This window comes from Aciditerrimonas ferrireducens (assembly GCF_023130475.1).
GTDB lineage: Bacteria > Actinomycetota > Acidimicrobiia > Acidimicrobiales > UBA8190 > Aciditerrimonas > Aciditerrimonas ferrireducens.
This window is the reverse complement of record NZ_JAKHEX010000033.1, coordinates 1-19,445: the sequence shown is the minus strand read 5'-3', so window position 1 is coordinate 19,445 and position 19,445 is coordinate 1. Positions and strand designations below refer to the sequence as shown.

Genomic DNA, 19,445 nt, shown 5'->3' with positions numbered 1-19,445 from the left:
CGGCATGGTGGCCACCCCTGATGGTGGGGGCTACTGGCTGGTGGGCCGGGACGGTGGGGTGTTCAGCTTCGGGGACGCCCGGTTCTACGGCTCGGTGCCCGGACTGGGCATCCGGCTCGCCCCTGGCCACCAGGCGGTCGGCGTGGTGGCCAGCCCCGACGGCCTCGGCTACTGGGTGATCGCTCAGGACGGTGGGGTGTTCAGCTTCGGGGACGCGCCCTTCGAGGGCTCCGAGGGCGGCGTCCGCCTGGAAGCGCCGATCGTCGGGGCGGCGGGAGCGATCGGCTGAGGTCTCCTGACCCCGACTGCCTGCCCGGTCCCAGCCCGGCGGCCAGCCGTTCACTGGAAGCGGAGAGGAGAGGAGCACCATGGGTCGCTTCGATCGACGGACCTTCCTGAAGGGGGGGACGGCCGCCGTGGCGGCCGTCGGCGCCCTGAGCGCCCTGCCCACGGTGGCCCCCGCCGTCCTCGGCGCCGTGAGCGGCGGCGCCGAGGAAGCCGGGCCGACCCTGGCCGAGGAGCTGCCCGCGGTGGGTGAGCCCCTGGTCGCCCGGATCACTGATGCCGCGAGCGGCGAGATCGAGCTCTACTTCGGCGAGACCGGGATCACGACCAGGGATCCCGAGCTGGTCGGTCGGCTCCTGCGAGCCGCCGCCCGCTGACACCCGCAACCGAGGGTCGTCGACTCCCCACGTCCCGTAACCCAACCATCGCTGCAGCGACCCCAGAGGGGGTCGAGAAGGAGGAAGCCATGTCATCGCATCGTGAAGCCCCCGAGATCTCCAAGGACCCGGTCGCCGACAGCACCGACGTCTACGCCTTCGTGAGTCCCGACCAGCCCGACACGGTCACCTTGATCTCCAACTACATCCCCCTGGAGGGACCCGACGGGGGCCCGAACTTCTACGCCTTCGGGGACGACGTGCTCTACGCCATCAACGTCGACAACAACGGCGACGGCAAGCCCGAGATCGTCTTCCAGTTCCGGTTCCAAACCACCTACCGGGACCCCGACAGCTTCCTCTACAACGTCGGCCCGATCGAGTCCCTGACGAGCAGCAACTGGAACCGGGTCCAGACCTACAGCGTCACCCGCGTGGACCTGCCGAGCGGCCAGGCCACGGTTCTCGGTACGGATCTGCCGTGCCCGCCGTGCAACATCGGCCCGCTCTCGACCCCGAACTACGCCTCGCTCGCGCAGGCTGCCGTCCAGCAGCTCGGTTCGGGGGTGACGGTCTTCGCCGGCCAGCGGGCCGAGGGCTTCTACGTGGACCTGGGGGCCATCTTCGACCTCGGGGACCTGCGGCCCTTCGAGAACCTCCACAACATGTTCGGGCTCACCAACACGGGTCTGTCCAGTCCAGCCCCGGGCGTGAACGCCACGGACATGGTGAACGTGCACACCATCGCCATCCAGCTGCCGATCTCGCAGGTGACGGCGAGCGGCACCGTGCCGAGCGACCCCACGAGCCCGAGCTCGGTGATCGGCGTCTGGGCCTCGGCCTACCGGCAGAAGGTGCGCATCTACGAGCCCACCCCAGGCACGGTGAACGGCACCGGCCCCTGGGTCCAGGTCTCCCGGCTGGGCAACCCCCTGTTCAACGAGGTCCTGGTCCCGATCACGAAGAAGGACTACTGGAACTCCCAGCAGCCCGTCGACGATGCCCAGTTCGCGCAGTACGTGGCGAACCCCCAGCTGGCGCAGCTGCTGCCGGTGCTCTACCCGGGGGTGTTCCCGAACCTCCAGGCCTTCAATCAGTCGGGCAAGGCCCGGGACGACCTGGTGGCGATCCTCCTGACGGGCATCCCGAACGGGGTGGTGAAGGGCTTCCAGAACTCCGGAGGCTCGGTGCAGGCCGACATGCTGCGCCTCAACCTCGCCATCCCGCCGGCCTCGAGCCCTTCGAACCTGGGCCTCATCGGTGGTGACCCCGCCGGCTTCCCGAACGGCCGCCGGGTGTTCGACGACGTGGCGACGATCGAGCTGCGGGCCGTGGCCGGCGCCACCATCCCGCTGGTGGACCCCAGCTACACCCCGGACAAGGCGGCTGGCGAGATCAGCATGGGCCTGACCTCGGGGCCCACGGACCTCAGCGCCATGGGCACGGAGAACTACCTCTCGAGCTTCCCCTACTTGGGGGTGCCCCACAGCGGCTTCGACGTCCCCGCCTCCTCTTCGTGCTGAGCCGGCAGCCACGACCAGCCCCGGTGCCCGCGGCGGAGCGGTACGGGCCGAGCCAGGCGGGTTCGGTGCTCGTCGAGGTGGGTCCCGGCCGGGGAGCCCTCGTCGTCTGGGTCCCCCCGGCGCTCGAGGGTCGGGAGCTGGCCATCTGGCCAGCAGGGGCCGCCTGGGACGGTTCGCATGTGGCGGTCCGGCGCCGGGAGCTGGCGACGAGACCCCGGTACGCGGCCTTCTTCGGCGGGCTTGCCCCTGGTCGATACCATCTCGCCGTGGTCGGCCACCTGGAGGACGGTCCGGTGGTCGAGGTGCTGGTCGACGAGGGCCTCGCTGAGGTGCGCTGGCCCGACGACGACCCGGTCTGACCAGCCTTCCTGGGGCTGGTCAGGCGCCGTCGTAGCGGTGGCTGGCCCGTCCGGCCGACCAGCTCGCCGCCCGGGCCATCTCGCGTGCCGCTTCCCGTTCGGCGTCCCGGGCGGCGATGGCTCGCCGCTTGTCGTAGAGGCGTCGACCCCGGGCCAGGGCCAACTCGACCTTGGCCCGACCGTCCCTGAAGTAGATGGCCAGGGGGACCAAGGTCAGGGACTGCTGCTGGGTCCGGCCCAGCAGCTCGTCGATCTCCTGACGGTGGGCCAGGAGCTTGCGCCGGCGGTCGGGGTCGTGGGTGCCGAACCCCGAGGCGTGGTCGTAGGGGGGGATGTGGGCCCCCAGCAGCCAGAGCTCCCCGTCCTCGACCCGGGCGTAGGCGTCCTGGAGGGAGGCCCGACCGGCCCGAAGGCTCTTCACCTCGCTGCCCCGCAACTGGATGCCGCACTCCAGGGTCTCGAGGATGTCGTAGTCGTGGCGGGCCCGGCGGTTGCGGGCCACGGTCCGCAGGCCGTCGCTGCCGTGGCCGGTCGCCGACCTCTTCGACCCCTTGGCCCGGCCCGCTGCCACGGCCGGCATGCTACTGGTGGCCTGCGACTACGGTGCGGGCCGTGACCGATCCGAGCAGCCCTTCGCTGACCGGTCCCCCGGTGCCCCCCGGGGGGGCGTGGGCGGGCTTGCAGGTGCCTCGGTCGGCATGGCTGACCATGGTGGCCCACTGCCTGCGGGCCTATCCGGAGGAGGGGTGCGGGCTGCTCGTCGGGGCGCCGGGGACGGGCGAGGTCCGCCGGGTGGTGCCCACGGCGAACGTGGCGGCGTCAGCTCGCGTCTACACCGTCGATCCTCGGGCCCACTTGCGGACCGAACGGGCAGCGGAGGCCGAGGGCCTGGCCGTCGTGGGCGTCTTCCACTCCCACACCCACACCGAGGCCTACCCCTCGGCCACCGACGTCCAGCAGGCCCCGGATCCCGAGTGGCACTACGTCGCCAGGAGCTCCCCACCGTCCGCTCCTACCGGATCCATAAGGGGGAGGTGGTCGAGGAGCCGGTGGTGGTGACGGAGCACGTCCGGGAACCGGGCCGGTAGAATACCGACCGGAGTTCTCGACATTCGCCGCCCGCCCGGGGCGGACAGGCGCGACCGGCGGTGCCGGCGCCAGGTCGCCAGGAGCTGGAGGAGGAGCCCGTGGCCGTAGAAGTCCGTCTCCCGACCGTTCTGCGGGCGGCCGCCGGGGGCAGGGCCGTGGTCGAGGTCGAAGGGGCCACTGTCGGGGAGGTGCTCCAGCAGCTCGCCAGCACCTTCCCGGGACTGGCCGAGCAGGTGCTGACCGCCGACGGCGGCCTCCACCGGTTCGTCAACGTGTACCTCAACGACGACGACGTCCGGTACCTCGAGCAGCTGGACACGAAGGTCAACGACGGCGACACCCTGTCGATCCTGCCGGCGGTGGCCGGAGGCTGAGGCGAGGAGCGCGACGTGGCACTGGTCTCCAGCGTCCTGGACCTCATCGGCAACACCCCCCTCGTCGAGGTCAGCGAGCTGAGCCCCAACCCCGCGGTGCGGATCCTGGTGAAGCTCGAGGGGCAGAACCCGGGGGGATCGGTCAAGGACCGCATCGCCCTGGCCATGGTCGAGGAAGCCGAGAAGGAGGGGCAGCTGGCCCCAGGCGCCACCTTGGTCGAGCCGTCCTCGGGCAACACCGGGATCGGCCTGGCCCTGGTCTGCCGGGTCAAGGGCTACCACTTGAAGGTGGTCCTGCCGGCCAACGTCTCCGAGGAGCGTCGCCAACTGCTCCGGGCCTTCGGGGCCGAGATCATCGAGTCCCCCGGGGCCGAAGGCTCCAACGGGGCCGTCCGACTGGCGAACCGGATCCACGAGGAGCACCCCGAGTGGGTCTACCTCTACCAGTACGCCAACCAGGCGAACCCGAAGGCCCACTACGAGGGGACCGGGCCCGAGATTTGGCGGGACTGCCCCGAGGTGACCCACTTCGTCGCCGGCCTGGGCACCTCGGGCACCCTGCTCGGGGTGGGCCGGTTCCTGAAGGAACGGAACCCGAAGGTGCAGGTCTGGGCAGTCGAGCCGCCGGCCGGGGAGATGGTCGACGGCTTGCGGAACCTCGACGACGGCTACATCCCCCCCATCTTCCTCGAGCTCGGCGGGCCCGAGCTGCTCGACCGCAAGACCATGATCGGGCCCCGCCAGTCCATCGAGTGGACCCGCCGGCTGGCCGACGTGGGGATCTTCGCCGGCATCTCCACGGGGGCGGCCCTGGCCGGTGCCGCCCGGTGCGCCGAGCAGATCGACGAGGGCACCATCGTGATCGTCTCGGCCGACGGGGGGTGGAAGTACCTCTCGACCGGCGCCTGGACGGACGACCTCGACGTGGTGGTCGAGCGGGCCCGCCAGACCATCTACTTCTAAGCTGCCCGGGTCGTGGAGCGTCCCACGCCGACCGGCGGGCCGGCCTTCGAACCCGAACGGGTCCAGGTCTTCGTGGTGGAGCAGCTGGAGGCCGACCCCGAGAGCGGACGGGCCCAGCTCCACTACCGCTTCGACGACGGACCCCGCTTCACCGAGCACCTCGACTTCGGTCCGCGGCGGGTCGCCGACCCGGCCCTCGACGAGGGGTTCCTGGCGGCCCTCCGCCTCGTGCACCTGGTGGCCGGCGTCAGCTACTACAAGGCAGCCCTGCCGCCGGTCGTCGAGGTCCAGGGCCCGGCGCTGGGCCCTGCCGTGGAGCGGCTGGCCCAAGCCGTCTACGACCAGGGGTTGCGGGAGCTGAAGCTCCGCAACGGTCTCCCCGTGGAGCAGGCCCCGGTGTTTCGGGCGACCGGGGGCCGATCCCCCGAGCAGCCGGGCCCGACCGGGGGCCCGCCGCCGCCCCCGCCGCCGTCGGGGCTCGGCATCCCGGTGGGCGGCGGCAAGGACTCCGCCCTCGTCGTCGCTGCCCTCCGGGAGAGCGACCCGGTGCTCCTCTCCGTGAACCCTCCGCCGGCTGCTCGGCGGGTGGCGGCAGCCGCCGGCCTGCCGCTCGTCGAGATCCGACGGCGACTCGACCCCGAGCTGCTGCTCCTGAACCAGCGAGGCGCCTGGAACGGCCACGTGCCGATCACCGCCGTGGTGGCCCTCGTCGCCGTCGCCGCCGGGTACCGCCTGGGGTACGCCACGACCGTGCTGGCCCTGGAGTCCTCGGCCGACGAGCCGACCCGGCTGGTGGCCGGCCCCGATGGCCGGGTCGTTGCGGTGAACCACCAGTGGTCCAAGTCCCGTGAGCTCGAGCCCCTCCTCGGGGCGGCCCTCGTCCAGACCCTCGGTCCTGCCGTCTCGGTCCGCTCCGCCCTGCGGGCCGTCCCGGAGCTCGACGTGGCGGCGGCCTTCGCCGCCCTGCCCGAGTACCACCGGGCCTTCTTGAGCTGCAACCGGGCCTTCGTGGCGGGGGCCGAGGACCGCTGGTGCGGGGACTGCCCGAAGTGCCGCTTCGTCTTCTTGGCCCTGGCGCCCAACCTTCCCCCCGAGGAGCTGGCCGGCATCTTCGGCCGGAACCTCCTCGACGACCCCAGCCAGCTGGCGGGCTTCGCCGCCCTCCTGGACCCCGAGGACAAGCCCTTCGAGTGCGTCGGGACCCGAGGGGAGTCGGCGGCTGCCCTGGCTGCCTTGGCCGAGCAGCCCCGTTGGGCCGGCGCGTCGGTGGTGGCCCAGCTGGCGCCCCGGGCCCGGGCCCTGGCCGAGGCGAGTGGGCCGTGGCCGTGGCGCCCCGCCTCCCTCGAGGCGGTCCTCGGTGCGGTCCGGGAGGCGGTCGGCCTCGGGGCGACCGGTGCCCGCCGTGGGGCGTGAGCCACGGGGCTTCGCCCGACTGGCGGGCCGGCGGGTGGCGGTCTGGGGTCGGGGGCGGGAGGGCCGGGCCGCCGTGGCCCTCTGCGAGCGGCTGGGGACCGAGGTGGTGGTGGTGGACGACCACCCCGGTGCCCCGGGCGCCGAGGACGGGGCCGTGGCCCTGGGCCGGAGCGAAGGGCCGGTCCTGGCACCGAGGCGCCTCGCGGAGCTCGGCGTGGACGTGGTGCTGCGCTCGCCGGGGGTGCCCTGCCGGCGCCCCGAGCTCCAGGCCCTGCGGGCCGCCGGTGTCGAAGTGACCACCCTGCTCGGGCTCTGGCTCGAGAAGCATGGCGACGGCCCGGTGCTCGGCGTAACCGGGTCGAAGGGCAAGAGCACCACGGCCTCCCTCGCCGGGGGGGTCCTTCGGGCCCTGGGCCTGCGGGTGGCCGTGGGCGGCAACATCGGGGTGCCGGCCAGCGAGCTGCCGGCCCCCGGGGTGGCGGTCGACGCCGTGGTCCTCGAGGTCTCGAGCTTCCAGGCCGCCGACCTGCGGGCCTCCCCCCGGGTGGGCGTCCTCACCCTCTTGGCCCCCGACCACCTGGACTGGCACGGCAGCTACGAGCGCTACGTCGCCGACAAGCTGAACCTCTTCGCCCACCGGCCAGGCATGGCGGTGGCAGTGAACGCCACCGACCCCGCCGCCTGGGCGGCGACCGGCGGCTTGCCTGGGCGGCTCGGCTACGGCCGGCCCGAGGACCGCTTCGGGCTCGGCGCCGGTCCGGGTGGACGGGACTGGCTGCTGGTCGAGGGTCGGCCCTACCTTCCGGCCGAGGCCGCCGCCGGGGCGGCCCGGCTCCGGGGCCGCCACCAGCTGCTCGACCTCGTCGGCGCCCTGGCCGGCGCGGCCTGCCTGGTGGGTCGGCTGCCGGAGCCGGCGGCCCTCGAGGAGGCCCTCGGGCGCCTGCCGCCGCTCCCGAGCCGCCTGGCCACGGTCGCCGAGGACCACGAGGTCGAAGTGGTGGACGACGCCCTGGCCTCGAACCCGGCGGGGACCGTGGCTGCCCTCCAGACCTTCGAGGACCGACCCCTCGTGCTCCTGGCCGGCGGTGCTGACCGCCAGGTGCCCTTCGAGTCCCTCGTCGAGGCGCTGCGGGCTCGCCGGGCCCCGGTGGAGGTCGTCGTGCTCGGCCCGGCCGGGGCTCGCCTGGAGGCCGCCCTCGCCCGGGCCGGAGGGGTCCGGACCGAGAGGGCACCGGACCTGGAAGCCGCGCTGGCCCTGGCCCTCGAGCGGGCCCGCTCCCTGGTGGCGGGTCGATCCGACGGCGGCAAAGCGGTGGTGCTCTTCTCGCCGGCGGCGCCCACCCCGCCCGAGGAAGGGTCCTACGCCAGCCGCAGCGCTCGGCTGGTGGCAGCGGCCACGGCCCTCGGACTCGGACCGCCGGCCAAGGGTCTCCCCCAACGCCACGATCGTGGGAGCGGTCGGTGCTCACCCTGACGGTGCTCGGCTGCGACGGCTCCCACGCCGGCCCGGGGGGCCTGGACCCCCAGCGAGCCGGGGTCGGGGCGGGCGCGGGATCCGGGTACCTCGTGCGCTGGTGGCCCACCCGGACCGCCGTGTGGGTCGACGCTGGGCCGGGGACCTTCGCTGCCCTCCAGCGGGCCATGGCCCCCGACGGGCTCAGTGCGATCGTGCTCAGCCACCGCCACCGGGACCACACGAGCGACCTGGCCGGCTTCGCCGAACAGGCCCGCTGGTCCCACCGTCCAGAGGACCCCCCGGTTCCGGTCCTGGCCCCGGCCGAGGTGGTGGCCGAGCTCGGCCACCTGGGCGGCGGCGCGCTGGCGTGGACGGCGGTGGCCGACGGGGCCGAGACCATCGTCGGCCCCCTGCGGCTGGGCTTCGTCCGGACCGACCACGAGCCGGAGACCCTGGCGCTGCGGCTCGAGGCCCCCGGGCGCCGCCTGGGTTACTCTGCCGACACCGGCCCGGGTTGGTCGGCGTCGGCGCTGGGGCGGGACCTGGACCTCCTGCTCTGCGAGGCGACCTACAGCGCAGCGGAGGAGCGGATCGGGGTGCACCTGAGCGGACGACAGGCTGGACGGATGGCCCGAGCGGCCGGAGCCCGGCGGCTGGTGATCACCCACCGCTGGGCGGCCCTGCCCGCCGAGGCGATCCGGCAGGAGGCCGAGGAGGCCTTCGGCGGCCCGGTCGGCCAGGCCGTCCCGGGCCGGGGGTACTCGCTGTGAGCGGGCCCGGGGACCTCCACCAGCCAGTCGACCCCCGGGTCCTGCGGCCCGACGGCCGCACCCTGCGGGAGCTCCGGCCGGTCCGCTTCGAGCGGGACTTCACGGTCTTCGCCCCCGGGTCGGTGCTGGTCAGCATGGGCCGGACCAAGGTGCTCTGCACCGCCTCGGTGGAGGAGCGGGTCCCGGCCTGGTTGCGGGGGAGCGGTCGGGGCTGGGTGACCGCCGAGTACTCCTTGTTGCCCGGCTCCTCCCGGGAGCGGGTCAGCCGGGAGGCGGCCCGGGGCCGCCAGTCCGGGCGGACCCAGGAGATCCAGCGGCTCATCGGCCGGTCCTTGCGGGCGGTGACCGACCTGGTGGCGGTCGGCGAGCAGCAGGTCACGCTGGACTGCGACGTCCTGCAGGCCGACGGGGGGACCCGAACGGCGGCCATCTGCGGCGCCTACCTGGCCCTCCACGACTGCTTCACCCGGCAGGTCCAAGCCGGCCTGCTGGTCCGCCACCCCCTCACCGACACCCTGGCCGCGGTCTCGGTCGGGATCGTCGACGGGGTCTGCATGGTCGATTTGGACTACGCCGAGGACTCCCGAGCCGAGGTGGACATGAACGTGGTCATGACCGGCTCGGGCCGCTTCGTGGAAGTCCAAGGCACGGCGGAGGGCGCACCCTTCAGCCGGGGGGAGCTCGACGAGCTCCTGACGGGCGCCGCCGAGGCCATCGGGGTGCTGCTCCGGCAGCAAGCCGAGGTCCTGGCCGAGCCGCCAGCACCCCGGCGGTGAGGGGATCCGAACCCCTCCGGGTCGTCCTGGCCACGGCCAACCCCGGCAAGGCGGCCGAGCTGGCCGAGCTCGCCGAGCGCCTCGCCCCGGGCCTCCTGACCCTGCTGCCTCGGCCCGAGGCGGTGCCGCCGGTGCCCGAGGACGGGGACACCTACGAGGCGAACGCCGAGGCCAAGGCGACGGCCCTGGCCGTGGCCACCGGCTTGCCGGCCCTGGCCGACGACAGCGGCCTCGAGGTCGCGGCCCTGCGAGGCGCGCCGGGCATCCACTCGGCCCGCTACGCAGGGCCGGAGGCCAGCGACCAGGCCAACGTGGCCAAGCTGCTGGCCGAGCTGGCAGCACGAGGAGCGACCGCTCCCAAGGACCGAGCGGCGCGGTTCGTCGCCGTGGTCGTGCTGCGCTGGCCCGAGGGGCGGAGCCTCCTGGGCCGGGGCGAGGTCGGCGGCACCATCGCCCCCACGCCCCGGGGACAGAACGGCTTCGGCTACGACCCCGTCTTCGTGCCCGCCGGGGCGGGAGGCCGGACCTTCGCCGAGCTCGATGCCTCGGCGAAGCACCGGTTGTCCCATCGAGGCCGGGCCCTGGCCCGGCTCCTCGAGCAGTTCCGGGCCGACCCGGGAGGACCCGGGCCGGCTGGTGCGGGCGAGAGGACTTGAACCTCCACCCCCGAAGGGACCGGGACCTAAACCCGGCGCGTCTACCCATTCCGCCACGCCCGCGTGGCTCGCTGTCCAGGCGGCCGGCGCTTCGCACCCCCCCCGGCTCCCCGGGACGACCCCCCGGGAAGGGGGGCCTTCTTGGCCAGCTCGAGGAAGGCCTGCTAGAGCGTAGCCGTGCCTGAACCCCGACCGAGGAGGGACCCGGCACCGACCGGGGTGCTGCGGCCGCTGCCGAGGCGGCACGTCCTGGTGGGCACCGACGGGTCCCCGACGGCCAGCGAGGCGGTCCGGCGGGCCGCCAGCCTGGCAGGGTCCCTCGGCGCCCGGCTCACGATCTGCTGCGTCTACAGCCGCCAGGGGCCGAGCCCGGCGGTGGCCGGCGGCGTGCTCGGCCAGCTGGTCGCCGCCGAGGAGCCCGTGCCGCCCGGACCGGTCGACGAGCTGGCTTGGCGGGTGACCCGGGCGGCCGAGGCCGAGGAGGTGGTCCGCCGGGCTGCCGGCTTGGCCCGGGAAGCCGGCGCTCGAGAGGTCGCCGTGCTCACTCGCCGCGGTGACGCGGCGGCCGAACTGGTCCGGCTGGCCGGCGAGCTGCCGGCGGACCTGGTCGTGGTGGGGTCCAGGGGCATGCGCTCGTGGACCCGCTTCGTGCTCGGCAGCGTCCCGAACCACGTCTCGCACCACGCCCCCTGCGACGTCCTCATCGTCCGGACCGACTGAGCGGGTCCGCAGCCGGAGCGGTCCCGCGCCACCGGGGTCCGCGTCCAGGTCGTGGCCCGTCGCCGATCGGGGCCGGCCAGCCGGGTAGCCTCTGCGCCATGGCAGCGAGCGAGCAGCCCTTCACGCAGGTCGGGGTGGACGGTCTTCCGGGCTTCCCCGTCGTCGGCCGCTCCGGTGGCCTCCCCGAACAGGCCTCGGCCGACGTCTTCCAGCGGCTGCTGAAGGAGCGGATCGTCTTCCTCGGGACGGCCATCGACGAGCAGGTGGCCAACCTGGTCTGCGCCCAGCTGCTCCTGCTGGCCGCCGAAGACCCCGAGCGGGACATCGCCCTCTACATCAACTCCCCGGGCGGCTCGGTCACCGACGGCCTGGCCATCTACGACACGATGCAGTACGTCAGCTGCGACGTCTCGACCATCTGCCTGGGGCTGGCGGCCTCCATGGGCCAGTTCCTGCTCTGTGCAGGCGCGCCGGGCAAGCGGTTCGCCCTGCCCCACAGCCGGATCCTCATGCACCAGCCCTCGGGGCAGATGCAGGGCCAGGCGGCCGACATCGCCATCCAGGCGGAGCAGATCGTCTACCTCAAGCGGATGATGGCCGAGCGGATCGCCTTCCACACCGGGCAGCCGGTGGAGCGCATCGAGGCCGACTCCGACCGGGACCGGTGGTTCACCGCCGAGGAGGCCCTGGAGTACGGGTTCATCGACCGGGTCATCCAGCCGACCCGTCAGCAGGCCGGGCGGGGAGAGGCAGGCGCCGGGTGACGACGCTGGGCACGACCTCGGTGCCAGCCGGTGCCGAGGAGCAGCCCCCCGCCGAGGAGGCCCCCCGGCCCCGACGAGTGCGCAGCGACGTCGTCCGGGTCGTCTCGGCCAGCAAACCGGTCAGGGAGCGGCTGCTCGACATCTGGCAGGCGCGGGAGTTGCTGGTCAACATGGTCCGGACCGAGATCCGGGTCAAGTACAAGAGCTCCTTCCTCGGGCTGCTGTGGTCCTTGCTGTCCCCGGCCATGACCCTGGGGATCTACGTGCTGGTCTTCCAGGTCATCTTGAAGAACGGCATCCCGAACTTCGTGATCTTCCTCTTCTCGGGACTCCTGCTCTGGAACCTCTTCCAGACCGGGGTCCAGACCGCCACCGGCGTGGTGGTGGCCAACGCCGGCTTGGTCAAGCGCGTCGCGTTTCCCCGGGAGATCCTCGCGCTGGCCGCCATCGGCTCGGCGGGGGTGTTCTTCTTCTTCCAGGCGTGCGTCATGGTCATCTTCATGGTCGCCCTCGACGCCCCGCCCGCTTGGCACCTGCTGTGGCTCCTCGTCGTGGCCATGGTGCCCTTGCTGGTCTTCGCCTCGGCCTTGGCCGTCCTGCTGGCTTCCATCACGGTGTACCTCCGGGACATGCAGCACCTGGTGGAGGTCATCGTGGGAGCGGCCTGGTTCTGGGCCTGCCCGATCGTCTACTCCTTCCAGGAGTCGGTCGCCAGCAAGCTCCAGCACCACGGCTTGGAGTGGGTCTACTTCCTGAACCCGGTCACCCCCATGGTCATGACCTTCCAGCGGGTGCTCTACAACCGGCCGGGCCTCGTGGCCCTGACCACGCCGGGTCACCCCCAGGTGCACCTCCTGCCGTCCTGGGGCGCGTTGACCTACCTCTGGATGGACGCCGCCGTCCTGGGGTTCTCGCTGCTGCTGTTCTGGGTGGCCATGGTGGTCTTCGGGCGGCTGGCCGGGAACTTCGCCGAGGAGCTCTGAGGTGGGCGACACCGTCGTCTCGGTCGAGCAGGTCTCGAAGCGGTTCCGGCTCTACCACGAGAAGTACACCTCGCTGAAGGAGCGGGTGATCCACGCCGGCCGGGTCCCCTACGAGGACCTCTGGGCCCTGCGCGACGTCTCCTTCGAGGTCCACGAGGGCGAGACCGTCGGCATCCTGGGTCGCAACGGCTCGGGCAAGTCGACCCTCTTGAAGTGCATCTGCGGCGTCCTGCAACCCACGTCGGGCCGGGTCGTGGTGCGGGGCAAGCTCTCGGGCCTCCTCGAGCTGGGAGCCGGCTTCCAGCAGGAGCTGTCGGGGCGGGACAACATCTACCTGAACGGCTCCATGCTCGGCATGTCGAAGCGGGAGATCGACCGAGTCTTCGACGACATCGTGGCCTTCGCCGAGCTCGAACAGTTCATCGACAACCAGGTGAAGTTCTACTCCTCGGGCATGTACGTCCGACTGGGCTTCGCCGTGGCGGTGAACGTGGACCCCGACATCCTGGTGGTCGACGAGGTCCTGGCCGTCGGGGACGAACGCTTCCAGCGCAAGTGCATGGAGCGGATCCGACAGTTCCAGGAGGAGGGACGGACCATCCTCTTCGTCTCGCACTCCCCGGACCAGGTGCGGGCCATCTGCGACCGGGGCGTCGTCCTGCACAACGGGGCCATGGTGGGCCTGGGGGCTCCCGGCGAGATGGTCCGGATCTTCCGAGAGACCCTGCTCGCCGCCGACGGTCCGCTCCGGGCGGAGGAGGCCCCTGCCGCCGGGAGCGCTGGGGCCGAGCCGGCCGGGGTGCCAGGAGGGGCCGCGCCCGAGGAGGCCGAGGCAGGTCCCGAGGCCGAGCCGTCGGCCCCGGCACCGGCCTCGGACGGGGTCGAGGCAGGGAGCCCGCTGCGGGCCGGCGGGCCGGTCCGGATCCGGGAGGTCCAGGTGCGCCAGCCCGGAGCCGAGGACAAGCCCTACCTGGTGACCGGCGGGCCTCTGAGCGTGCAGGTGTTCTACGAGGCTGGGGAGCCGGTCGAGGGGGCCGTGGTGAGCGTGGAGGTCCGGGACGCCAACGACGGCCTGCTGCTGCGGACCGACACAGCCATCCTCGACAAGCCGCTCGACCTGCCCCCGGGCCGCGGGGTGGTCGAGGTGCGCTTCGCCAGTTTCCCCTTCCTGGACGGGACCTACACGGTGGCGGCCGGAATCGCCAACCGGCTCGGTGGGCGGCTCTACGACTGGCGGGAGCCGGCCTGCCAGTTCGAGGTGATGTACCCCGGACGGGGCAGCGGCATGGTCGCCCTTCCCGCCGAGGTCCTCCTCGAGGTCGAGGAGCAAGCGGGTGGTCCCGCCGCCGTGGCGGGCGCCGAGGCCCGCTGAGCAGCGACGAGCGGAGGCAAGCGTGGTCGAGGAACGCCTGGTCGCCGAGCCCGAAGGCGACCACGCCCAGGAGCTGGTGCGGCGGGTCATGGCCGAAGTGCACCAGGAGGCGGCCCGGCGCCGGGTCGAGGGCGGACTGCAGGCCAGTGAGCTGGCCGAACTCGACGAGCTCTTCGCCCGGCACGCCCCGGTGGGTGCGAAGGGGCAGCGGCTGGCCGACGTGCTCAGGCACGTCGACGCGCGCAGTTTCGTGGACCCCGTCGTGCCGGTGGCCTCCAAGAAGGCGGGTGGCAGCGCCCTGAAGCGGAGCATCCGGAGCGCCACCCAGTGGTACGTCGGGTTCGTCGCCCACCAGGTGAGCCAGTTCGCCGCCGCGGTCAGCCGAGCCCTCCACGTGGTCGACGGCGAGCTGCAGGCCATCCACCGGGAGCTCGAGCTGGTCGCACCCGGTCCGGCGCCGGTGCTGGACCTGGCGGGCACCCACCGAGTGGATGGGTGGTGGGTGGCGCCGGTGCTGGCCGCCCTCGATGGCGTCCCGGGCCGGGTGCTCCACGGGGGGTGCGGCGACGGCTGGCTCGTGGAGGCCCTCGGGCAACGGGGCTGCGACGCCTACGGTGTCGACCCCCGGGTCGACGAGCGGACCAGTCGGGTCGACGTGCGGGCCGAGGACGTCGCCGAGCACCTTCGGGGTCTCGCCCCGGCCAGCCTCGGCGGCGTGGTGCTCAGCGGGGTCCTCGACGGCATGGCCCCGGCTCAGCGGCACCAGGCCCTCGAGGCGGCCCTGGCCGCCCTCGAGGAGGGGGGCCTCCTGGCCATCCAGGCCGCCACCCCCGCGGCGTGGGACCGACCCGAGGCTCCCGGGGAGGTCGACCTGGCCCCTGGCCGCCCCCTGCGGACCGTCGGCTGGGAGGCGCTGTGCCGGCGCCTCGAGGTGGCGGCCGAGGTGCGCGAAGGCCCCGCGGGGATGGACCTCCTCGTGTTGGCCCGGGCGCGGGGGCAGGGCGCCCGGTGAAGGTCGGCTTCGTCACCCCCCGCTACGGGCCCGAGATCATGGGCGGCGCAGAGAGCGCCGCCCGCATGCTCGCCGAGCACCTCCAGGCCCGGGACGGGGTCGAGGTGGAGGTCTTCACGACCTGCGCGCTGGACCACCTGACCTGGAAGGACGAGCTGCCGCCGGGGGTGGGCGAGCTGAACGGGGTCCGAGTCCGGCGATTCCCCAGCCGTGCCGGGCGATCCGCCGCCTTCTACGGTCTCGACGGTCGGCTCCGGCTGGCTCCCCGGGAGGCCAGCCTCCAGGAGGCCGAGCGCTGGGTCCAGCTCAACGGGCCGGTGGTCCCTGCCCTGGTGGACGCCCTGACCCGAAGCGACCTGGACGTGGTCTGCTTCTACCCCTACCTCTACTACCCGACGGTCCGGGCCATCGGGCGGGTCCCGATGCCCGCGGTCCTGCACCCGGCGGCCCACGACGAGCCCGCCCTCTACCTGCCGGTCTTCGGTCGGACCTTCGCCTCGGCCGACGCCCTCTGCTACCACACCGAGGCCGAACGTCGGCTGGTGCAGCAGGTCTACCCCGAGACGGCCGCCACCCCGCAGCTGGTGCTCGGCCTGGGCGTGGCCACGCCGCCCCCCGCTCGGCGGCCCGGAGGCGAGGTCCTCGGTCTGGGCGACCGTCCCTACCTGGTCTCGGTGGGGCGGGTCGACGAGCACAAGGGCTCGGTCATGCTGGCCCGCTTCTTCGCCGCCTACAAGGAGCGCCACCCCGGGCCCCTCGCCCTGGCCCTCGTCGGGCCGGTCGCGGCCGAGGTGCCCGCGCACTCCGACGTCGTCGTGACCGGGGTCCTCGACGAGCAGGACAAGCGGGACGTCGTGGCCGACGCCCTGGTGGCGGTCTCCCCGTCGGCCCTCGAGTCCTTCTCCCTCGTGGTCCTCGAGGCCTGGACGCTCGGTGTGCCGGTGATGGTGAACGGGACCTGCGGACCCACTCGCGAGCACTGCGAGCACGCCGGCGGCGGCCTCTGGTTCACCAGCTACGAGGAGTTCGAGGTGGGCCTGGAGCGCCTCCTCGCCGACCCCGGGCTCCGGCGAACCCTGGGGCAGGCCGGTCGGGCCTACGTCGATCGCCACTACCGCTGGCCGGTCCTCATCGACCGGTACCTGGCGTTCCTCGAGGGGGTCCTCGCCCGGGGCAAGGGTCGTCGAGGGTCGTCGGAGCGCGCCGACCAGCTTGCCCGAGGGCGCCGAGCCCAAGCGCTAGCGTGAGGCCATGGCCAGCCCGAACGTCTCGCACTCGGTGACCCTGCGGGTCGAGCTCGACAACCGGCCCGGGACGCTCGGGCGCCTCACGACCGCCATCGGGGAGGTGGGTGGCAACCTCCTCGGCGTGGACCTCGTGGACGTCGACGCCCACGTCGTGGTGCGGGACATCACGGTCCTCACCGCCGACCCGGAGCACGCCGAGCAGGTCCGGCGGGCTGCGGAGGGGGTTGCCGGGGTGCGGGTCCGGTCGATGGAGGACCGGGTCTTCCGGCTGCACCAGGGCGGCAAGATCGAGGTCCGGGGCAAGGCCCCGCTGCTGAACCGGGACGATCTGGCCATGGCCTACACCCCTGGCGTGGCCCGGGTCTCCTTGGCCATCGCCGAGCAGCCCAGCCTGGTGCACAGTTACACGGTCAAGGCGAACAGCGTCGCCGTGGTGACCGACGGGACGGCAGTGCTGGGCCTGGGCAACATCGGGCCGGAGGCCGCCCTGCCGGTCATGGAGGGCAAGGCCCAGCTCTTCAAGGAGTTCGGCGGGGTCGACGCCTTCCCGCTGCCGGTGCGGGCCTCCAGCGTGGACGAGCTGGTGGAGACGGTGGCGGCGGTCGAGCCTGTCTTCGGTGGCATCAACCTCGAGGACATCGCTGCCCCCCGCTGCTTCGAGGTGGAAGCGAAGCTGGCCGAGCGGCTGTCCATTCCGGTGTTCCACGACGACCAGCACGGCACCGCCGTGGTCGTGCTGGCAGCGCTGCGCAACGCCTGTCGGGTGGTGGGCAAGAAGATCGAGGACCTCAGCGTGGTGATCGCCGGGGCAGGGGCGGCAGGGGTGGCGAGCGCCAAGATCCTGGCCGGGGCGGGCGTGGGCCGGATCGTGGTGGCGGACCGCAAGGGCCTCATCTACGAGGGCCGCGAGGAGTTCGGCGGGGAGAAGGCCTGGCTGGCCGCGAACACGAACCCGGATCGCCAGCGGGGCAGCGTCGGGGAGGCCCTGGCCGGGGCGGACGTCTTCATCGGGGTGTCGGGTCCCGAGGTGGTCAGCCGGGACGACGTGGCCACCATGGCCAAGGACCCGATCGTCTTCGCCCTGGCCAACCCGACGCCCGAGCTGCTCCCCGAGGAGATCGAGGGGCTGGCGGCGGTGGTGGCCACCGGACGGAGCGACTACCCGAACCAGATCAACAACGTCCTGTGCTTCCCGGGCATCTTCCGCGGGGCCCTCGACGCCCGGGCCACGGCCATCACCGAGGGGATGAAGCTTGCTGCGGCCGAGGCGATTGCGTCCCGGGTGACCGAGGACGAGCTGGCCCCCACGGTCATCGTCCCGTCGGTCTTCGACCGCGAGGTGGCACCAGCGGTGGCGAAGGCGGTGGCCCACGCTGCCGTGGCCGATGGGGTGATCCGGGCCGACGCGTAGCGCCCTCCGGGAGCGACGACAGCACGGCCAGCGGCCAGGCAGCGGTCTTGGCAGGAGGGGAGGGCATCGTGCGGGCACCGCAGCGGCGACGGGCAGCGGCGGGAACGGTCCTCGCCCTCGGTGCGCTCGTCGTCGCTGGCGCTCCCCACGGCGCGCTCGGGAGTGCTCCGCCGGGACGGGTGGCGTCAGCGGTCCTGACGGCCAGCACCGGCAGCCTGCCCCCGATTCAAGAGGTCTGGAGCGTCCAGATCCCCGACGGCAACGAACCCATCGCCTTGTCGTCGCCGAACGTCGCCCAACTGCCCAGCGGCCCGGCGGTCGTCGTCGGCGACCGGGCCGGGTACGTCTACGCGTTTTCCCTGGCCAGTGGCGCCCGAGTCTGGACCTACAACGCGGGAGCCCCGGTGGACTCCACGCCCTCGGTGGCCCCGACCACCCCGGGGAGCCCCGACGACACGGTCTTCGTCGGCAGCGGGAACGCCAGCGAGCCCTTCGCCGGCGGCTACCAGGCCATCAGCCCGACGGGCGGTGACCAGTGGTTCGTGCAGGAGTCGAACCCCCCCACCGACCCGGACCCCCACAACGGGGTCCAGGCGTCCCTCGCCGTCGGCGACCTCCAGGGTCAGCTGAGCGTGGTGGCCGGGTCCCTCGGCGAGGAGGAGGACGCCCTGACCGCCGGGACCGGGCAGCTGCTCCCCGGCTTCCCCTGGTACCAGGCGGACAGCAACTTCACCACCCCGGCCCTGGCCGACGTCGAGGGCAACGGGCAGCTCCAGATCGTCGAGGGCGGGGACTCCACCGCCGGCGTCTCCTACGGTCAGCAGTACCAGAACGGGGGCCATCTGCGGATCCTGGCCGCCACCGGCAACGCCGGGCAGCCCGAACCGAACGACGGACTGGTCTGCCAGCTCAATACCGACCAGACCGTCCAGTCCTCCCCGGCGGTCGGGCCCTTCCTGGGCGGCGGGGCCCTCGGGATCGTGGCCGGGACCGGCCAGACCTACGCCGGGGCCTCCCAGACCGATGCGCTCATCGCCATGACCCCCCACTGCCAGCTGGCCTGGCAGGTCACGCTCCCCGGCGCGACCACCTCCAGCCCGGCCCTGGCCGACGTCGAGGGCAACGGGCAGCTCCAAGTGGTCGAGGGCACCGACACCGGCACCACCGGCGACGTGGACGCCCTGGACGGGGCCACGGGCACTGTGCTCTGGCAGACCCAGGTCGGCCGGGTCATCGGCTCGGTCGTCACCGCTGACTTGAGTGGCCAGGGCTACCAAGACGTCCTGGCGCCCACCACCGACGGCGTCGTGGTCCTCGACGGCCGGACCGGCGCGGTCCTCACCACCCTCTCGGCGGGGGTGGGCTTCCAGAACGCGCCGCTCATCACCGACGACCCGAACGGCACCATCGGCATCACCCTCGCCGGCTACGTGGCCGGCGGCAGCGTCGTGACCCACTACGAGATCCCCGGTTCGAACGGGGCGAGCGTCGACCAGCTCGGCGCCTGGCCGCAGTTCCACGACAACCCGCAGCTCACCGGGGCCGTCGGCGTGCCCTCGGCCACACCCGCCCCGAGCCCGGGCCCCTCGAGCAGCGCCTGTCGAGCCCCGAGCAGCCCCTCGGGGTACTGGCTCGTCGGGGCCGACGGCGGGGTCTTCACCTTCGGCAACCTTCCCTTCTGTGGCTCGGCGGGGGATGTGTCGTTGGCGGCGCCGGTGGTGGGGATGGCGGCGGCCCCTGGTGGTGGGGGGTACTGGCTGGTAGGGGCGGACGGTGGGGTGTTCAGCTACGGGGACGCGCGGTTTTTCGGGTCGGTGCCGGGGTTGCCGGCGTCGGAGCGGCCGCCTGGGGGGGTTCGGGTGGTGGGGTTGGTGCCGACGGCTGATGGTGGGGGG

General features: G+C 73.3%; 20 protein-coding genes, 1 tRNA gene and 1 pseudogene. 20 read left to right on the top strand and 2 right to left on the bottom strand.

The features are described 5' to 3' along the window. The 4 genes from Acit_RS12220 to Acit_RS12205 all read left to right on the top strand — a co-directional run. On the top strand, positions 1–289 hold a 289-nt coding region (locus Acit_RS12220; RefSeq protein ID WP_248109331.1), incomplete at its 5' end, for a hypothetical protein. A 79-nt stretch (positions 290–368) separates the two neighbouring features. Further along, a complete protein-coding gene (locus Acit_RS12215; protein ID WP_248109330.1) occupies positions 369–662 on the top strand; it encodes a twin-arginine translocation signal domain-containing protein in 294 nt (97 codons plus the stop codon). 89 nt (positions 663–751) lie between these two features. Then, positions 752–2,185 carry a DUF4331 domain-containing protein gene (locus tag Acit_RS12210; protein ID WP_248109329.1) on the top strand — a complete coding sequence of 478 codons (1,434 nt, stop codon included), beginning with the start codon at positions 752–754 and terminating at the stop codon, positions 2,183–2,185. A 65-nt stretch (positions 2,186–2,250) separates the two neighbouring features. Then, positions 2,251–2,544, top strand: a complete 294-nt coding sequence (locus tag Acit_RS12205; protein WP_248109328.1) for a hypothetical protein — start codon at positions 2,251–2,253, stop codon at positions 2,542–2,544. Positions 2,545–2,563: 19 nt separating this feature from the next. Here the strand turns inward: Acit_RS12205 and smpB are convergent, their stop codons facing one another. Next, the gene (gene smpB, locus Acit_RS12200; protein WP_248109327.1) at positions 2,564–3,115 is read right to left on the bottom strand and encodes an SsrA-binding protein SmpB; all 552 of its coding nucleotides are present in this window, start codon (positions 3,113–3,115) and stop codon (positions 2,564–2,566) included. A 41-nt stretch (positions 3,116–3,156) separates the two neighbouring features. Here smpB and Acit_RS12195 point away from each other — a divergent pair, with 41 nt between their 5' ends. The 8 genes from Acit_RS12195 (at position 3,157) to rdgB (ending at position 10,041) form a co-directional block, all read left to right on the top strand. Continuing rightward, positions 3,157–3,603 (top strand): M67 family metallopeptidase, encoded by a 447-nt coding sequence (locus Acit_RS12195; protein ID WP_248109326.1) that lies wholly within the window; start codon positions 3,157–3,159, stop codon positions 3,601–3,603. 128 nt (positions 3,604–3,731) lie between these two features. Then, a complete protein-coding gene (locus Acit_RS12190) occupies positions 3,732–4,007 on the top strand; it encodes a ubiquitin-like small modifier protein 1 (protein ID WP_248109325.1) in 276 nt (91 codons plus the stop codon). Positions 4,008–4,022: 15 nt separating this feature from the next. Beyond that, positions 4,023–4,970, top strand: coding sequence for a PLP-dependent cysteine synthase family protein (locus tag Acit_RS12185; RefSeq protein ID WP_248109324.1), 948 nt, complete (start codon positions 4,023–4,025; stop codon positions 4,968–4,970). Positions 4,971–4,982: 12 nt separating this feature from the next. Next, positions 4,983–6,383: a MurL-like N-terminal domain-containing gene (locus Acit_RS12180; RefSeq protein ID WP_248109323.1), complete on the top strand. Its 1,401-nt coding sequence runs from the start codon at positions 4,983–4,985 to the stop codon at positions 6,381–6,383. After that, positions 6,373–7,857 carry a UDP-N-acetylmuramoyl-L-alanine--D-glutamate ligase gene (gene murD, locus Acit_RS12175; protein WP_248109322.1) on the top strand — a complete coding sequence of 495 codons (1,485 nt, stop codon included), beginning with the start codon at positions 6,373–6,375 and terminating at the stop codon, positions 7,855–7,857. The genes Acit_RS12180 and murD overlap by 11 nt, the downstream gene beginning before the upstream one ends. Then, positions 7,845–8,609 carry an MBL fold metallo-hydrolase gene (locus Acit_RS12170; RefSeq protein ID WP_248109321.1) on the top strand — a complete coding sequence of 255 codons (765 nt, stop codon included), beginning with the start codon at positions 7,845–7,847 and terminating at the stop codon, positions 8,607–8,609. The genes murD and Acit_RS12170 overlap by 13 nt, the downstream gene beginning before the upstream one ends. A 41-nt stretch (positions 8,610–8,650) precedes the next feature. After that, the gene (rph, locus tag Acit_RS12165) at positions 8,651–9,385 is read left to right on the top strand and encodes a ribonuclease PH (protein WP_282436910.1); all 735 of its coding nucleotides are present in this window, start codon (positions 8,651–8,653) and stop codon (positions 9,383–9,385) included. Then, positions 9,382–10,041 (top strand): RdgB/HAM1 family non-canonical purine NTP pyrophosphatase, encoded by a 660-nt coding sequence (gene rdgB / locus Acit_RS12160; RefSeq protein ID WP_248109319.1) that lies wholly within the window; start codon positions 9,382–9,384, stop codon positions 10,039–10,041. Before rph ends, rdgB begins: the two co-directional genes overlap by 4 nt. Here rdgB and Acit_RS12155 read toward each other — a convergent pair. After that, positions 10,020–10,104 (bottom strand) — tRNA-Leu (locus Acit_RS12155). The two genes, rdgB and Acit_RS12155, sit on opposite strands and share 22 nt — an antisense overlap. 114 nt (positions 10,105–10,218) lie before the next feature. Here Acit_RS12155 and Acit_RS12150 point away from each other — a divergent pair. The 8 genes and pseudogenes from Acit_RS12150 to Acit_RS12115 form a co-directional block, all read left to right on the top strand. Continuing rightward, positions 10,219–10,761, top strand: a complete 543-nt coding sequence (locus Acit_RS12150) for a universal stress protein (RefSeq protein ID WP_248109318.1) — start codon at positions 10,219–10,221, stop codon at positions 10,759–10,761. A gap of 98 nt (positions 10,762–10,859) precedes the next feature. After that, positions 10,860–11,525: an ATP-dependent Clp protease proteolytic subunit gene (locus tag Acit_RS12145; RefSeq protein ID WP_248109317.1), complete on the top strand. Its 666-nt coding sequence runs from the start codon at positions 10,860–10,862 to the stop codon at positions 11,523–11,525. Further along, entirely contained in the window at positions 11,522–12,508 is a 987-nt protein-coding gene (locus Acit_RS12140) for an ABC transporter permease (protein ID WP_248109316.1), read from the top strand. The genes Acit_RS12145 and Acit_RS12140 overlap by 4 nt, the downstream gene beginning before the upstream one ends. A 1-nt stretch (position 12,509) precedes the next feature. Further along, complete coding sequence (locus Acit_RS12135) at positions 12,510–13,880, top strand: ABC transporter ATP-binding protein (RefSeq protein WP_248109315.1); 1,371 nt, start codon at positions 12,510–12,512, stop codon at positions 13,878–13,880. 22 nt (positions 13,881–13,902) lie between these two features. After that, the gene (locus Acit_RS12130; protein WP_248109314.1) at positions 13,903–14,892 is read left to right on the top strand and encodes a methyltransferase domain-containing protein; all 990 of its coding nucleotides are present in this window, start codon (positions 13,903–13,905) and stop codon (positions 14,890–14,892) included. Further along, a complete protein-coding gene (locus Acit_RS12125) occupies positions 14,889–16,139 on the top strand; it encodes a glycosyltransferase family 4 protein (RefSeq protein WP_248109313.1) in 1,251 nt (416 codons plus the stop codon). The genes Acit_RS12130 and Acit_RS12125 overlap by 4 nt, the downstream gene beginning before the upstream one ends. A 4-nt stretch (positions 16,140–16,143) precedes the next feature. Then, positions 16,144–17,550, top strand: coding sequence for an NAD-dependent malic enzyme (locus tag Acit_RS12120; RefSeq protein WP_248109312.1), 1,407 nt, complete (start codon positions 16,144–16,146; stop codon positions 17,548–17,550). Positions 17,551–17,618: 68 nt separating this feature from the next. Further along, positions 17,619–19,445, top strand: a pseudogene (locus tag Acit_RS12115) (PQQ-binding-like beta-propeller repeat protein); the annotation flags it as partial.

Excerpts from the sequence above, each read along its gene's own strand:
- Acit_RS12215 (WP_248109330.1), top strand. The coding sequence starts at position 369 with ATGGGTCGCTTCGATCGACGGACCTTCCTGAAGGGGGGGACGGCCGCC.
- Acit_RS12210 (WP_248109329.1), top strand. The coding sequence starts at position 752 with ATGTCATCGCATCGTGAAGCCCCCGAGATCTCCAAGGACCCGGTCGCC.
- Acit_RS12145 (WP_248109317.1), top strand. The coding sequence starts at position 10,860 with ATGGCAGCGAGCGAGCAGCCCTTCACGCAGGTCGGGGTGGACGGTCTT.
- Acit_RS12120 (WP_248109312.1), top strand. The coding sequence starts at position 16,144 with ATGGCCAGCCCGAACGTCTCGCACTCGGTGACCCTGCGGGTCGAGCTC.